General features: G+C 67.5%; 12 protein-coding genes. 7 read left to right on the plus strand and 5 right to left on the minus strand.

Going from position 1 to position 13,195, the window contains the following annotated elements; all coding sequences use genetic code 11:
- From KDJ86_RS13255 to KDJ86_RS13265, 3 genes are all read left to right on the plus strand, one after another.
- The coding region (locus tag KDJ86_RS13255; protein ID WP_291746575.1) for a TadA family conjugal transfer-associated ATPase at positions 1–1,189 on the plus strand (1,189 nt) is incomplete at its 5' end.
- A 9-nt stretch (positions 1,190–1,198) separates the two neighbouring features.
- Positions 1,199–2,200: a type II secretion system F family protein gene (locus tag KDJ86_RS13260; protein ID WP_291746578.1), complete on the plus strand. Its 1,002-nt coding sequence runs from the start codon at positions 1,199–1,201 to the stop codon at positions 2,198–2,200.
- A gap of 10 nt (positions 2,201–2,210) precedes the next feature.
- Positions 2,211–3,191, plus strand: a complete 981-nt coding sequence (locus tag KDJ86_RS13265; protein ID WP_291746579.1) for a type II secretion system F family protein — start codon at positions 2,211–2,213, stop codon at positions 3,189–3,191.
- 120 nt (positions 3,192–3,311) lie between these two features.
- Here KDJ86_RS13265 and KDJ86_RS13270 read toward each other — a convergent pair whose 3' ends face one another.
- On the minus strand, positions 3,312–4,139 hold the full coding sequence (locus KDJ86_RS13270; protein ID WP_291746580.1) for a tetratricopeptide repeat protein: 828 nt from the start codon (positions 4,137–4,139) through the stop codon (positions 3,312–3,314).
- Between the two features lie 151 nt (positions 4,140–4,290).
- On the opposite strand from KDJ86_RS13270, the gene KDJ86_RS13275 reads away from it, so the two are divergent.
- The 3 genes from KDJ86_RS13275 (at position 4,291) to KDJ86_RS13285 (ending at position 6,960) form a co-directional block, all read left to right on the plus strand.
- A complete protein-coding gene (locus KDJ86_RS13275) occupies positions 4,291–5,670 on the plus strand; it encodes a leucyl aminopeptidase family protein (protein WP_291746581.1) in 1,380 nt (459 codons plus the stop codon).
- Between the two features lie 61 nt (positions 5,671–5,731).
- Positions 5,732–6,082: a MarR family transcriptional regulator gene (locus KDJ86_RS13280; protein WP_291746583.1), complete on the plus strand. Its 351-nt coding sequence runs from the start codon at positions 5,732–5,734 to the stop codon at positions 6,080–6,082.
- Between the two features lie 17 nt (positions 6,083–6,099).
- Positions 6,100–6,960 (plus strand): C40 family peptidase, encoded by an 861-nt coding sequence (locus KDJ86_RS13285; protein ID WP_291746585.1) that lies wholly within the window; start codon positions 6,100–6,102, stop codon positions 6,958–6,960.
- 260 nt (positions 6,961–7,220) lie between these two features.
- Here KDJ86_RS13285 and cysN read toward each other — a convergent pair whose 3' ends face one another.
- From cysN to ald, 4 genes are all read right to left on the minus strand, one after another.
- Positions 7,221–9,125 (minus strand): sulfate adenylyltransferase subunit CysN, encoded by a 1,905-nt coding sequence (cysN, locus tag KDJ86_RS13290; RefSeq protein WP_291746587.1) that lies wholly within the window; start codon positions 9,123–9,125, stop codon positions 7,221–7,223.
- On the minus strand, positions 9,125–10,030 hold the full coding sequence (cysD, locus tag KDJ86_RS13295) for a sulfate adenylyltransferase subunit CysD (protein WP_291746590.1): 906 nt from the start codon (positions 10,028–10,030) through the stop codon (positions 9,125–9,127). Before cysD ends, cysN begins: the two co-directional genes overlap by 1 nt.
- Positions 10,031–10,186: 156 nt before the next feature.
- Positions 10,187–11,014, minus strand: coding sequence for a 3'(2'),5'-bisphosphate nucleotidase CysQ (gene cysQ / locus KDJ86_RS13300; protein WP_291746592.1), 828 nt, complete (start codon positions 11,012–11,014; stop codon positions 10,187–10,189).
- Positions 11,015–11,186: 172 nt separating this feature from the next.
- The gene (ald, locus tag KDJ86_RS13305; protein WP_291746595.1) at positions 11,187–12,302 is read right to left on the minus strand and encodes an alanine dehydrogenase; all 1,116 of its coding nucleotides are present in this window, start codon (positions 12,300–12,302) and stop codon (positions 11,187–11,189) included.
- 133 nt (positions 12,303–12,435) lie between these two features.
- On the opposite strand from ald, the gene KDJ86_RS13310 reads away from it, so the two are divergent.
- Positions 12,436–12,897 (plus strand): Lrp/AsnC family transcriptional regulator, encoded by a 462-nt coding sequence (locus KDJ86_RS13310; protein ID WP_291746598.1) that lies wholly within the window; start codon positions 12,436–12,438, stop codon positions 12,895–12,897.
- The last annotated feature ends 298 nt before the right edge of the window (positions 12,898–13,195 follow it).

Consider the following 13,195-nt stretch of genomic DNA (forward strand, 5'->3'; position numbering starts at 1 on the left):
CGACATCGTCAACGACATCATCGCGTTGAAGAATATCGTGATGTCGATTGCCGAGCAGGAGGACCTGTTCGAGGACATCTGCAACGATGTCCTCGGCCTCGGGCCGCTCGAGCCGCTGCTGGCGCGCGACGAGATCGCCGACATCATGGTCAATGGCGCGACCGACTGCTTCATCGAAGTCGACGGCAAGGTCCAGAAGAGCAAGGTCCGTTTCCGCGACAATTCGCAGCTGATGAATATCTGCCAGCGGATCGTCAGCCAGGTCGGCCGCCGGGTCGACGAGTCGAGCCCGATCTGCGACGCGCGCCTTCCCGACGGCAGCCGCGTCAACGTCATCGCGCCGCCGCTCGCCGTCGATGGGCCGGTGCTCACCATCCGCAAGTTCAAGAAGGACAAGCTCACCCTGGACCAGCTGGTCCGCTACGGCACGATCACGCCGGAAGGCGCGACGATCCTTCAGATCATCGCCCGGTCGCGCTGCAACGTGCTTGTTTCGGGCGGCACCGGTTCGGGCAAGACGACGCTGCTCAACTGCCTGACCCGGTATATCGAGTCGACCGAGCGCATCATCACCTGTGAGGATGCCGCCGAGTTGCAGCTCCAGCAGCCGCATGTCGTCCGGCTGGAAACGCGGCCGCCCAATATCGAGGGCGAGGGCGAGATCACCATGCGCGATCTCGTCAAGAACTGCCTGCGCATGCGCCCCGAGCGGATCATCGTCGGCGAGGTGCGCGGACCGGAGGCTTTCGACCTGCTCCAGGCGATGAATACCGGCCATGACGGGTCGATGGGGACGCTGCACGCCAACAACCCGCGCGAGGCGCTGTCGCGTCTGGAATCGATGATCACGATGGGCGGCTTCAACCTGCCGTCGCGGACGCTGCGCGACATGATCACCAATTCCATCGATGTGATCGTCCAGGCCGAGCGCCTGCGCGACGGCAGCCGGCGGATCACCAACATCACCGAGGTGGTGGGGATGGAAGGCGACGTCATCATCACCCAGGACATCTTCGTCTACGACTTCATGGGCGAGGACAACAACGGCAGGATTCTCGGCCGTCATCGCGCGACCGGCATCGGCCGCCCCAAATTCTGGGACCGTGCCCGCTACTTCGGCGAGGAGGCGCGTCTGGCCAACGCCCTGGACGCCGCCAATGCCGAGGAGCCGGTGGGGCTTGCCAGCTAGGATTCGCTCATGTTCGGCCAGACGACAATCCTGATCGCGATCATCGGCCTGGTGATGCTGAGCGCGGGTGGCGTCGCTTACGTCCTGCTCTACGGACGGCTGCGGGCGGAGCGCAATGTCGCCGCGCGCATGGCGCAGGTCGGCGCCGGCAGCGCAGCGCTGAAACAGGCGAAGCCGCGGATGGACGCGGCGCGGCGGCGCAAATCCGTCCAGGAGACGCTGAAGGAAATCGAGGAGAAGCAGAAGGCCAAGGCCAGGCAGCGCTCGACGCCATCGCTGAGCATGCGGCTGACCCAGGCGGGACTGTCCTGGTCGCGGAACGGCTTCATGCTGTTCAGCGTCGCTTGCGGGCTTGTTGCCGCGCTCGTCACCCTCCTGCTTGGTGCGCCGCTTTGGTCGGTCGCCGTCTTTGCCGTCGTCGGCGTCGTCGGCGTGCCGCGCTGGTATCTCAACTTCCGCCGCAAGCGGCGGACAAGGAAATTCCTCGCCGAGTTCGCCAATGCGATGGATGTCATCGTTCGCGGCGTCAGGGCGGGACTGCCACTCAACGATTGCATCAGGATCATCGCCAGCGAAGCGGCGGAGCCGGTCAAGAGCGAGTTCATGCAGATCGCCGAGTCGCAGGCGCTGGGCGTGTCGATCGCCGACGCGGTGGCCAAGCTGCCGGATCGCGTTCCCATTCCGGAGGCGAATTTCTTCGCCATCGTCATCGCCATCCAGGCGCGCGCCGGCGGCAACCTCTCCGAGGCGCTGGCCAACCTCTCGCGGGTGCTGCGCGAGCGCATCAAGATGCAGGGGAAGATCAAGGCGATGAGCATGGAGGCGAAGTCCTCCGCCATGATCATCGGCGCCTTGCCGATCATCGTCATGGGGCTCGTCTATCTCACCAGCCCCGATTACATCATGCTGCTGTTCACCGAACCGCTCGGCAACATCATCCTCGCCGCCTCCGCCATCTGGATGCTGATGGGTGTCCTGGTGATGCGGCGCATGATCAACTTCGACTTCTAGGGCGGGCACGATGCTGACGACGATCTACGGCTATATGACCGACCCGCAGGTGCTCTTCGCCGTCTTCGCGGCGATCGCGGTCTTCGCCACCGTCGTCACCATCGGCCAGGCGTTTTTCGAGCGGGACCGGCTGGCGGCGCGCATCAGGTCGGTTGCCCTCGAGCGTGAGGCGATCCGGGCGCGGGAACGGGCCCGGCTGGTTTCGAAGGCGAGTCGGGTGAGCCTGCGCAACGAGCCCAAGGCCTACATGCGCCAGATCGTCGAGGGCTTCAATCTGCGCAAGGCGCTCGCCGACGAGGGAACGGTCAATCGCCTGCGAATGGCCGGATATCGGGGGCAGGCGCCGCTGGTCGTATTCCTCTTCGCCAGGCTCGTCCTGCCGCTGGTGCTGTTCGTCGTCGCGCTGGTCTATATCTTCGCGTTGGCGAATCTCGACCAGCCGCCGATCATCAAGATCCTGATCGCCCTGCTGGTCGCCTATGTCGGCTTCTATGCGCCGAACCTCTACGTCTCCAACGTCATCTCCAAGCGGCAGCAGTCGATCCGCCGGGCCTGGCCCGATGCGCTCGACCTGCTGCTGATCTGCGTCGAGTCGGGGATGGCGGCCGAACCCTCCTTCCGCAAGGTCTCGGAGGAAATCGGCGTGCAGTCGGTGCCGCTCGCCGAGGAGCTGTCGCTGACCACCGCGGAGCTCTCCTATCTTCAGGACCGGCGCCAGGCCTACGAGAATCTCGCCGCGCGCACCGGGCTCGAGCCGGTCAAGTCGGTGATGACGGCGCTGGTCCAGGCCGAGCGCTACGGCACGCCGCTCGGTCAGGCGCTCAGGGTCCTCGCCCAGGAGAGTCGCGACCAGCGGATGAGCGCCGCCGAGCAGAAGGCCGCGGCACTTCCGCCGAAGCTCACCGTGCCGATGATCCTCTTCTTCCTGCCCGTCCTGTTCGGCGTGATCATCGGCCCGGCCGCGATTCAGGTCATCGCCGTCCAGCAGTAGCGGTTGCCGCGCCGCTCTCACATGGCCTGGGCACTCCCCCCCGCCATCCTGGGGCAATCCCCAACGAGGGGGGGCTTCAGATGGGTGGAAGCGCGGGAGCGGGCGGTAGGGACCGGCCGCTCATTGCCTGCTGGCGACCTGCTGGGTCTTGAGCTTTTCCCAGTTATTGGGCTGCTCGAGCATCGTCTTGAGATAGGCGACGTTGGTTGCCGCCTGCTCGGGCGAGAGTTCCGAGCTTGCGATCTTCTCGGCCTCGGAGAAGCGGCCCGAGAGCCCGACCACCAGCGCCAGATTCTGGCGGACCCGGCTGTCGGCCCCGGGCATCGCCGCGGCCTGTCGAAGAATCCGTTCGGCATTGGCGAGCTCGCCGGTCAGCACGTAGGACATGCCGAGATTGGACTGGATGGAGGATTCGTTGGGCGCGATGCCGCTCGCCTTGGCATAGAGCTGGCGGGCGCCGTCGTGATCGCCGAGCTGGTCGCGGATCGCGGCTTCGGCCGAAAGCAGCCGCCAGTCGGGCTGGTCCGGTGTCTGGGCGCGCCGGACGATCTCCAGCGCCCGCGGCAGGTCGCCCTCGGCGGCGAGCGCCTTGCCATAGGCGGCAAGCACGTCCCGGTCGTTGGGATTGTAGATGGCGGCCTTCTGCAGGATGGCGACCGCCTGGTCGTTCTGGCCGACCCGGGTGAGGGCCGAGGCGTAGTTCAGCGCCGCGGTCTTCGACTTCGGATCCTGCTCGTATTTCGGCGCCCAGTAGCTGACCGCGGTCTGGAAATCCTCCTGGGTGATCGGCTTGGCGATCGCGCCGGTCACCTCCGGCGAGGTCCTCGAGGTCGTGCTCGAACAGGCGCCGAGCGCCAGCGCCAGGGCGATCGGCGCGAGGACCGTGCCGCGGCGGACCGTCTTGCTTCGGTGATGGAACGGCGCGGGCGTCGTCTGGCACCTGGACATGGGATGATACTCGTCACTCTCCGGGGTCGCCCTCCGTCAATAGTCCGTTAACCCTAACGGTTGGTTAAGCAGGATAGCGGCGACGGCTTTGGCGAAGGCATTCCGCCGGCCCCGTGCTAATCTCCGCGCCGACCGAAAAGGGGAGACCAGATTGCCCGACTGCCTCATCGCCGCGGCGGCGACGCCCGCCATTCCGATCCACGCCGTGACCCCCGCGACCCTCGATGCCTTCCTCGCCGAAGCCGGCGCCAGCGTTGCCGGTTGGGTCGCCGAATCCGGCTTCTCCGCCGCCGCCGGAAAGGTGCTGGCGCTGCCCGGACCCGATGGCCGTCGCGCCGCGGTCCTGTTCGGGCTGGGGGACGCGGCGACGCCGGGCCCGCTGATCGCCGGCGCATTGTCGACGGCGCTCCCCGCCGGCGACTACCGGCTTGCATCCGGATTCGATGATCCCACCGCTGCGGCCCTTGCCTTCGCGCTCGGCGCCTACCGCTTCACCCGCTACCGCGCCGGCGAGGCGCCTCCGCGTCTGGTGGTTCCGGAAGGCGTCGATGCCGGACGCGTCGGCCGTATCGCCGACGGCGTCCATCTCGCCCGTGACCTCGTCAACACGGCGGCCAACGACCTCGGCCCGGCCGAGCTCGCCGAGGCGGCGGAGGAACTCGCCGAGCGGCACGGTGCCGCCCTTTCCGTCACCACGGGCGACGCGCTCGCCGAGGGCTTCCCGATGGTCCATGCGGTCGGCGCGGCGGCGGTGCCGGCCCGCGGGCCGCGACTGATCGACATCACCTGGGGCGATGCCGCCGCGCCGAAGGTGACGCTGGTCGGCAAGGGCGTCTGCTTCGATACCGGCGGCCTCGATCTCAAGCCGTCGGCCGGGATGCTGCTGATGAAGAAGGACATGGGCGGCGCCGCCAATGTCCTCGGCCTCGCCCATATGGTCATGGCGGCCGGCCTGCCGGTCCGCCTCCGCGTCCTGATCCCGGCGGTCGAGAACGCGGTCTCGGGCATCGCCTTCCGCCCCGGCGACGTGCTGCGGAGCCGCAAGGGGCTGACCGTCGAGATCGGCAATACCGATGCCGAGGGGCGGCTGGTGCTGGCCGATGCGCTGGCGCTGGCCGGCGAGGAGGCGCCGGAGCTTCTCTTCGACATGGCGACGCTGACCGGTGCCGCCCGCGTCGCGCTCGGACCCGAGGTCGCGCCCTTCTACACCGCCGACGAACGCCTGGCGGAGGGCATCCAGCGCCATGGCGAGATCGCCGGCGATCCGGTCTGGCGGATGCCGCTCTGGACGCCCTACATGTCGATGCTCGATTCGAAGGTCGCCGACATCAACAATGCCGGCGCGACGCCTTTCGCGGGGTCGATCACCGCTGCGCTCTTCCTGTCGCGCTTCGTGCCGGACGGGGTGTCCTGGCTCCACGCCGACATCTTCGCCTGGACCCCGGTGGCGAAGCCCGGCCGTCCCTTCGGCGGCGAGGCCAACGCCATCCGTGCCTTCTATTCCTTCCTCGAGGAGCGATACGGCGCTTGAACCCGGGCGCGACAGCCGCTTAAATAGTTCGGGTCCGTAACGACCCGACGGTGACCGCGACATGCCCGCCGAAATCAGGCCGAGCCAGGCGCTGCGCCTCTGGCACGACGTGACCTTCGATCTGGTCCGTGACGACCAGCCGGATCTGTCGAGCCGGCAGATGGCGGTGCTGCTGACGGTCTATCTCGAGCCGCCGCCGCATACCGTGCGCGGCCTCGCCGCCAAGCTCGGCGTGACCAAGCCTGTCATCACCCGGGCGCTCGACACCATGGGGCGGCTGGGGCTGGTCAGCCGCCGCCGCGACGAAGCCGACCGTCGCAACGTCCTCGTGCAGCGGACGCTTGCCGGCGCGCTGGCCGTCGAGCAGCTCGGCGACGCCATCGTCGCCCGCCATCGCGAGCTGCCCCTGTGAGCGGAATTGGGAATGGAATGCTCGATCACCGTCTCCATGTCTTCCGACCGGACCTCGCGGAGCAGCGGCTCGAAGGGCAGGTGGCGGCGGAGCGCTTCGTGACGGGGCACCGGCGGGTTGTCGTTGCCCCGGCGACGCCTTTGAAGGAGGCACCGGGTGCGGACGCACCGCTCGGCAGCGAGCTGATCCGGGGCGAGACCGTCGAGGTCTTCGAGGAGTCGCCCGAAGGCTGGTCGTGGGTCCGCAACGAAGCCGACGGCTATGTCGGCTATGCCGCCACCGACGCGCTTGGCGAGCCCGGCCGGGATCCGACCCACCATGTCGCGACGCTCCGCACCTTCGTCTATCCCGGTCCGGACATGAAGCTGCCGGCCATCGGGTGGCTCTCCCTCGGCAGCCGGCTGGCATTCGACGGCGAGGCGGAGACCCGTGGCACGCGGTTCCTGCTTCTCGCCAACGGCGAGGGCGCGGTGGTGGCCTCCCATGTCCTGCCGCTCGATGCCGAACCGGAGCCGGACTTCGTCGCGGTCGCCGGGCGTTTCCTCGAGACGCCCTATCTCTGGGGCGGGCGGACCAGCCTCGGTCTCGATTGTTCGGCGCTTGTCCAGGTCTCGCTGACGGCGGCCGGGAAAGCCTGTCCGCGCGACACCGACATGCAGGAAAAGATGCTGGGCCACCTGGTCGTGGGCGGCGCGGAAGCGGGGCTGGCGCGCGGCGACCTCGTCTTCTGGACCGGCCATGTCGGCATCATGCAGGACGCGGTGCGCATGGTCCATGCCAGCGGCCATCACATGCGCGTGGTCAGCGAACCGCTTGCCGGCGCGGTCGACCGGATCGCGCGGTCGGGCGGCTGGCCGACGGGGGTCAGGCGCCTGTGAGGGGATGCGGACGTGGTGCGTCCTTCGAGGCTCCGCGTAGCGAAGCACCTCAGGATGGCGTTGGGGGCGTCCTCGCACCCTCGGGGTCAAGCCCGAGGGCAAGCTCTCGGGATGGCGGGGGAATCGGGGTTCCCGGGAGCGGCACCTGTTCGGCTCGGAGCAAACACCAACCCCGCCATGCTGAGGTGCTTCGCGTAGCGAAGCCTCGAAGCACGCGGCGCCGAGGCACGGAAACCCTGAAGCGCGCGCCAGGCGCGCCGTCAGGCAGCGCCGAGGTAGCCGCCCTTCATCAGCCGCTCGACGATCTGGTCGGCGAGGGCGTTGGCGTCGGCGGTCGTCGTGTCGAGCAGGAGGTCGGGCTCGAGCGGCGCCTCATAGGGCGAGTCGATGCCGGTGAAGTGCTGGATCTCGCCCGCCCGCGCCTTCTTGTAGAGGCCCTTCGGATCGCGCTCCTCGACCACGGCGAGCGGCGCGTCGACGAAGATCTCGAGGAACTCGCCCTCGTCCAGCATCTCGCGCGCCATCCGCCGCTCGGAGCGGAACGGCGAGATGAAGGAGACGAGGACGATCACCCCGGCATCGACGAACAGCTTCGCCGTCTCCGCGACGCGGCGGATATTCTCGACCCGGTCGGCATCGGTGAAGCCGAGGTCGCGGTTGAGGCCGTGGCGGATGTTGTCGCCGTCGAGCATGTAGGTATGCCGGCCCATCAGGTGGAGCTTCGATTCCACCAGGTTGGCGATGGTCGACTTGCCGGCGCCGGAGAGGCCGGTGAACCACAGCACGCAGGGCTTCTGGCCCTTCAGCGCGGCGCGCGAGTCGCGGTTCACGTTGAGCGCCTGCCAGTGGATGTTGGTCGCCCGGCGCAGGCCGAAGCGGATCATCCCGGCGGCGACCGTCGCATTGGTGAAGCGGTCGATCAGGATGAAGGAGCCGGTGGTCTTGTTGTCGTCGTAGAGGTCGAAGGCTATCGGCTCGGAAAGCGACAGGTTGACCAGCCCGATGTCGTTGAGGCCGAGCGTCTTGGCCGCGAGCTCCTTGATGCTCTCGACATCGACCTGGTGCTTCAGCTCGCTGACCGCGGCGCCGACGGTGCGCGTGCCCGACTTGAGGAGATAGGGCCGGCCGGGAAGCAGCTCTTCCTCGCTCATCCAGATGATGTGCGCGGCGATCTGGTCGGAGACCTCGGGCCGGTGCTCCGGCGCGACGAGGATGTCGCCGCGGCTGGCGTCGATCTCGGCATCGAGGGTCAGGGTGACCGCGGTCTGGGCCTGCGCTTGGTCGAGGTCGCCATCGAGGGTGACGATCCGCGAGATATTGGCGGCCTGCCCGGTGCGCGCGACGACCACCCGGTCGCCCGGCTCGACCGTGCCTTCGGCGACCGTGCCGGTATAGCCGCGGAAATCGGCATTCGGCCGGTTGACCCACTGGACCGGGAAGCGGAAGGGCTTGTCGGAAAGGTTCTCGTCGACCGATACGGTCTCGAGGTGCTCGAGCAGCGTCGGGCCGCCATACCAGGGGGTGTTGGCACTGCGATCGGTGACGTTGTCGCCGTAGCGCGCCGACATCGGGATGGTGACGATGCTCTCGAAATCGAACTGCTTGGCGAATTCGGCGAATTCGTTGCGGATGTCGACGAAGCGTTCCTCGTCGAAGCCGATCAGGTCGATCTTGTTGACCGCGAGGATCACGTGCCGGATGCCGAGCAGCGAGACGATATAGGCGTGGCGGCGGGTCTGGGTGAGGATGCCGGCCTGCGCGTCGACGAGCAGCACGGCGAGGTCGGAATTCGAGGCGCCGGTCGCCATGTTGCGGGTATATTGCTCGTGGCCGGGCGTGTCGGCGACGATGAAGCGGCGCTGGTCGGTGGCGAAATAGCGATAGGCGACGTCGATGGTGATGCCCTGCTCGCGCTCGGCCACCAGACCGTCGACCAGCAGGGCGAAATCGATGTCGCCCTCGGTGGTGCCGAACTTCTCCGAGTCGGCTTCCAGCGTCGCCAGCTGATCTTCGAACAGCCGCTTCGAATCGTAGAGCAGCCGTCCGATCAGGGTCGACTTGCCGTCGTCGACGCTGCCGCAGGTGAGGAAGCGGAGCAGGCTCTTGCCCTCGCTATGGGCGATGAATTCGGCGAAGGCCTTGGTGTGATCGAGGGTCTGGTCCATCAGAAATAGCCCTCGCGCTTCTTCAGCTCCATCGATCCCGTCTCGTCATGGTCGATCAGCCGCCCCTGGCGCTCCGAGGTACGGGCGACGAACATTTCGGCGACGATGGTCTCGAGCGTTGTCGCCTCGGATTCGATCGCCGCGGTCAGCGGATAGCAGCCGAGCGTCCGGAAGCGGACCATGCGCATCTCCGGCTTCTCGCCGGGCTGCAGCGCCATCCGCGCGTCGTCGACCATGATCCACTGGTCGGAGCGTTGCACCACCGGCCGCTCGGCGGCGAAATAGAGCGGCACGATCTCGATATTTTCCGACAGGATATATTGCCAGATGTCGAGCTCGGTCCAGTTCGACAGCGGGAAGACGCGGATCGACTCGCCGGGCTTCACCCGGGTGTTGAACAGCGACCAGAGCTCCGGCCGCTGGTTCTTCGGATCCCAGGCATGGCTGGCCGAACGGAAGGAGAAGATCCGCTCCTTGGCCCGGCTCTTCTCCTCGTCGCGCCGCGCGCCGCCGAAGGCGGCGTCATAGCGGCCGAGGTCGAGGGCCTGCTTCAGCGCCTGGGTCTTCATCACCTGGGTGTAGTGGGAGGAACCGTGGTCGAAGGGGTTGATGCCCTGGTCGCGCCCTTCCTGGTTGGTGTGGACGATCAGCTTGAGATCGTATTTGCGCGCCGTCTCGTCGCGGAAGGTGATCATGTCCCGGAACTTCCATGTCGTATCGACATGGAGGAGGGGGAAGGGCGGCGGCGCCGGATAGAAGGCCTTGCGCGCCAGATGCAGCATGACCGACGAATCCTTGCCGATCGAATAGAGCATCACCGGTCGTTCGAAATTGGCGACGACCTCGCGCATGATGAAGATCGCCTCGGCTTCGAGGCGCTGGAGATGGGTCAGAGGCTTGTTCATCGACGGCTATCCTTCAAGCGGCCGGACCCTACTCACCCCGGGGCCGTACCTCAAGCACTGCAAGGCCCCAAAATTCGCTTGGCTGGTCTGCGGGTTTCGCTTGTTCTTGTCGATTGGTGGAACGGGTTTGCGGCGCGGATGAGGTCCGGCCGCGATTCAGGTCTTCAGGTCCATGGCCCCGGCGGCGATGAACCACGGGTTGCGGAACGCCGCGGCGCCCGCTTCGCTTGTCGGGCCATAGGGGAATGGCGCGCCGTCGAGGGTGACGACCTTGCCGCCGGCCGCCCTGAGGACGGCGTCGCCGGCAGCGGTATCCCATTGCATGGTCGTGCCCATCCGGGGGTAGAGGTCGGCCTTGCCTTCCGCCACCAGGCAGAATTTCAGCGAGGAACCGGCCGAGACCAGGTCGCCGACCGGATATTTGCCGATGTAATCGTCGGTTTCGGGCGTCCGGTGCGATTTCGAGGCGACCACGTCGACCTTGGTATCCGGGCCGCAGGTCCGTACCCGGATCGGCTGGCGGTCGACCACGGCGCCGTCGACGACGCGGCCCATCCAGGCGCCGTCGGCGGCCGTGCCGACATGCATCACGCCGGTCGCGGGCGTATGGACGACGCCCATCACCGGGAGATTGTCGCGGATCAGCGCGATATTGACCGTGAAGTCGCTGCCGCCGCCGATGAATTCCTTGGTGCCGTCAAGCGGATCGACCAGGAAGAAGGCGCTTCCGACCGCCGGCAGGTTGCCCGCCGCGACCGCTTCCTCGGCGACCACGGGCGTTCCGGGCGCGACCTTCGCCAATGCCGCGAGAATGACCGCTTCCGCGGCGCGGTCGGCCTCGGTCACCGGCGAGGAATCCGATTTCTTCTCGACCGCGACCGTCCGCGAGCGGACGTCGAGGATCGCCGCGCCAGCGGCGATCGCCGCCGGAAGCAGGGCTTCGGCGAGCTGGCTGTCGGGGAGGAGGCTGATCGTGTCAGTCACGGGGCGTCTTAGTAAAGGATTGCCGCCGGAGGGCAAGGGGGGAGTCGCGCCAGATTGTCTCATCACGAGAAACCGTGGCTTTTCAGCAACCGGCCCTACCTTCCGGGACATCGTCCCGGAAGCGAAAAGGGGCCCCGCGAGGGACCCCGATTCTTTACCCGGGCGATGCGGCTCAGGCGGCGAGAAGCTGGTCCGGCTCGTCGAAGGGCAGGGCGAGCGCCTCGGCGACCGCGCGATAGGTGATGTGGCCGGCATGGACGTTGAGCCCGTTCCTCAGGTGGGGATCGCGGCCGAGAGCGGCGAGCCCGTAGTCGGCGAGGGCGAGGCCGAAGGGCAGCGTCGCGTTGTTGAGCGCCTCGCTGGAGGTCAGCGGCACGGCCCCCGGCATGTTGGCCACGCAGTAATGGACGACGCCGTCGACGACGAAGGTCGGCTTCTCATGGGTCGTCGGGTGCGAGGTCTCGAAGCAGCCGCCCTGGTCGATCGCGACATCGACCAGCACCGCGCCGGGCTTCATCCCCGGGAGCATGTCGCGGCTGATCAGCTTCGGCGCCGAAGCGCCGGGAATCAGCACGGCGCCGATCACCGCGTCGGCCGAGAAGGCCTCCTCGCGGATCGCCTCGCGGGTCGAGTAGCGGGTTCGCACCCGCCCGCCGAACATGTCGTCGAACCAGCGCAGACGCGGCAGCGAGCGGTCGAGAACGGTGACCTCGGCGCCGAGCCCGACCGCCATCTGGGCGGCCTGGGTGCCGACGACCCCGCCGCCGATGACCGCGATCTTGCCGGGAGGAACGCCGGGGACGCCGCCGAGCAGCACGCCGCGGCCGCCATTCGGCTTCTGCAGGGCGGTCGCCGCCGCCTGGATCGACAGCCGGCCGGCGACCTCGCTCATCGGCGCGAGAAGCGGCAGGCCGCCGTGCGAGTCGGTCACCGTCTCGTAGGCGATGGCCGTCACGCCGGATTCCATCAGCCCCCGCGCCTGCTCGGGGTCGGCGGCGAGGTGGAGATAGGTGAAGAGAATCTGGTCCGGCCTGAGCTGGACCCATTCGTCCGGCTGCGGCTCCTTGACCTTGACGATCATGTCGGCCGCGGCGAAGACCTCCGCCGCCGTTTCGGCGATCATGGCGCCGGCCGCGACATAGGCATCGTCATCGGCGCGCATCCCGGCGCCGGCACCGGTTTCGACCAGGACCTGGTGGCCATGGGCGACATATTCGACGACGGCCGCCGGGGTGAGCCCGACCCGCGCCTCGCCGACTTTGATTTCCCTGGGAACGCCAATCAGCATGGTCCTGCTCCTCGGAAGGGGGAATCCCCGCGCAAGTATGCCGGATCCAACGCAATGTTTTCGTGATGATTCGTTGCGGAAATGAAGATTTCCGCATCTAATCCGCGATCGATGTCCGTTATGCGGTGGAAACATGCAGATTGACGAATTTGACCGCAGGATCATTGCGGCCTTGGCCCGCGAGGGGCGCGCCACCGCCGTCGAGCTGTCGTCCCAGGTCGGGCTGTCGCCCTCGGCCTGTACGCGCCGGCTCCAGAGCCTCGAGGCGTCGGGCGTCATTGCCGGCTACCGCGCGGTGATCGATCCGGAATCCGTCGGCCTCGGGGTCAAGGCTTTCGTCGAGGTCACGCTCGAACGGCAGAATGACGAGACCTTGCGCGCCTTCGAGACCGCGCTGGCGAAATGCCCCAACGTCCTGTCCTGCCACCTGATGTCGGGGGCCAGCGATTACCTGATCGAGCTGGTCGCGGAGGACCTGTCGGACTTCGCCCTGGTCCATGCCAACGTCCTCAGCCGGCTTCCGGGGGTCTCGCGCATCGAATCGAAATTCGCCCTGCGCCAGGCGGTGGACCGGCCGCTGGTGCCGATCGCCTGAGGGGCCTTGCGCGCGTTGGTCTTGCGTGCTTCGAGGCCCGCTCCGCCCTCGCGCCTCGGCATGGCGAGGAAAGAGGCTTCGCGTTGCCGTGCGAGAGCCGGTCAAAGACACCAACCCCGCCATCCCGAGGTGCTCCGCGAAGCGGAGCCTCGAAGGACGCAGCTTCCGCGTGGTCTTGCGTGCTTCGAGGCCCGCTTCGCCCTCGCGCCTCGGCATGGCGAGGAAAGAGGCTTCGCGTTGCCGTGCGAGAGCCGGTCAAAGACACCAACCCCGCCATCCTGAGGTGCTCCGCGAAGCG

Origin of the sequence: Bauldia sp. (genome assembly GCF_020442045.1) — a bacterium.
GTDB lineage: Bacteria > Pseudomonadota > Alphaproteobacteria > Rhizobiales > Kaistiaceae > Bauldia.

What these genes read in the sequence shown, in the direction of transcription:
- cysD (WP_291746590.1), bottom strand. Translation starts at nt 10,030, where the DNA reads ATGAACAAGCCTCTGACCCATCTCCAGCGCCTCGAAGCCGAGGCGATC.
- KDJ86_RS13310 (WP_291746598.1), top strand. Translation starts at nt 12,436, where the DNA reads ATGCAGATTGACGAATTTGACCGCAGGATCATTGCGGCCTTGGCCCGC.
- KDJ86_RS13265 (WP_291746579.1), top strand. Translation starts at nt 2,211, where the DNA reads ATGCTGACGACGATCTACGGCTATATGACCGACCCGCAGGTGCTCTTC.
- cysN (WP_291746587.1), bottom strand. Translation starts at nt 9,125, where the DNA reads ATGGACCAGACCCTCGATCACACCAAGGCCTTCGCCGAATTCATCGCC.
- KDJ86_RS13280 (WP_291746583.1), top strand. Translation starts at nt 5,732, where the DNA reads ATGCCCGCCGAAATCAGGCCGAGCCAGGCGCTGCGCCTCTGGCACGAC.
- ald (WP_291746595.1), bottom strand. Translation starts at nt 12,302, where the DNA reads ATGCTGATTGGCGTTCCCAGGGAAATCAAAGTCGGCGAGGCGCGGGTC.
- KDJ86_RS13285 (WP_291746585.1), top strand. Translation starts at nt 6,100, where the DNA reads ATGCTCGATCACCGTCTCCATGTCTTCCGACCGGACCTCGCGGAGCAG.
- KDJ86_RS13270 (WP_291746580.1), bottom strand. Translation starts at nt 4,139, where the DNA reads ATGTCCAGGTGCCAGACGACGCCCGCGCCGTTCCATCACCGAAGCAAG.
- KDJ86_RS13260 (WP_291746578.1), top strand. Translation starts at nt 1,199, where the DNA reads ATGTTCGGCCAGACGACAATCCTGATCGCGATCATCGGCCTGGTGATG.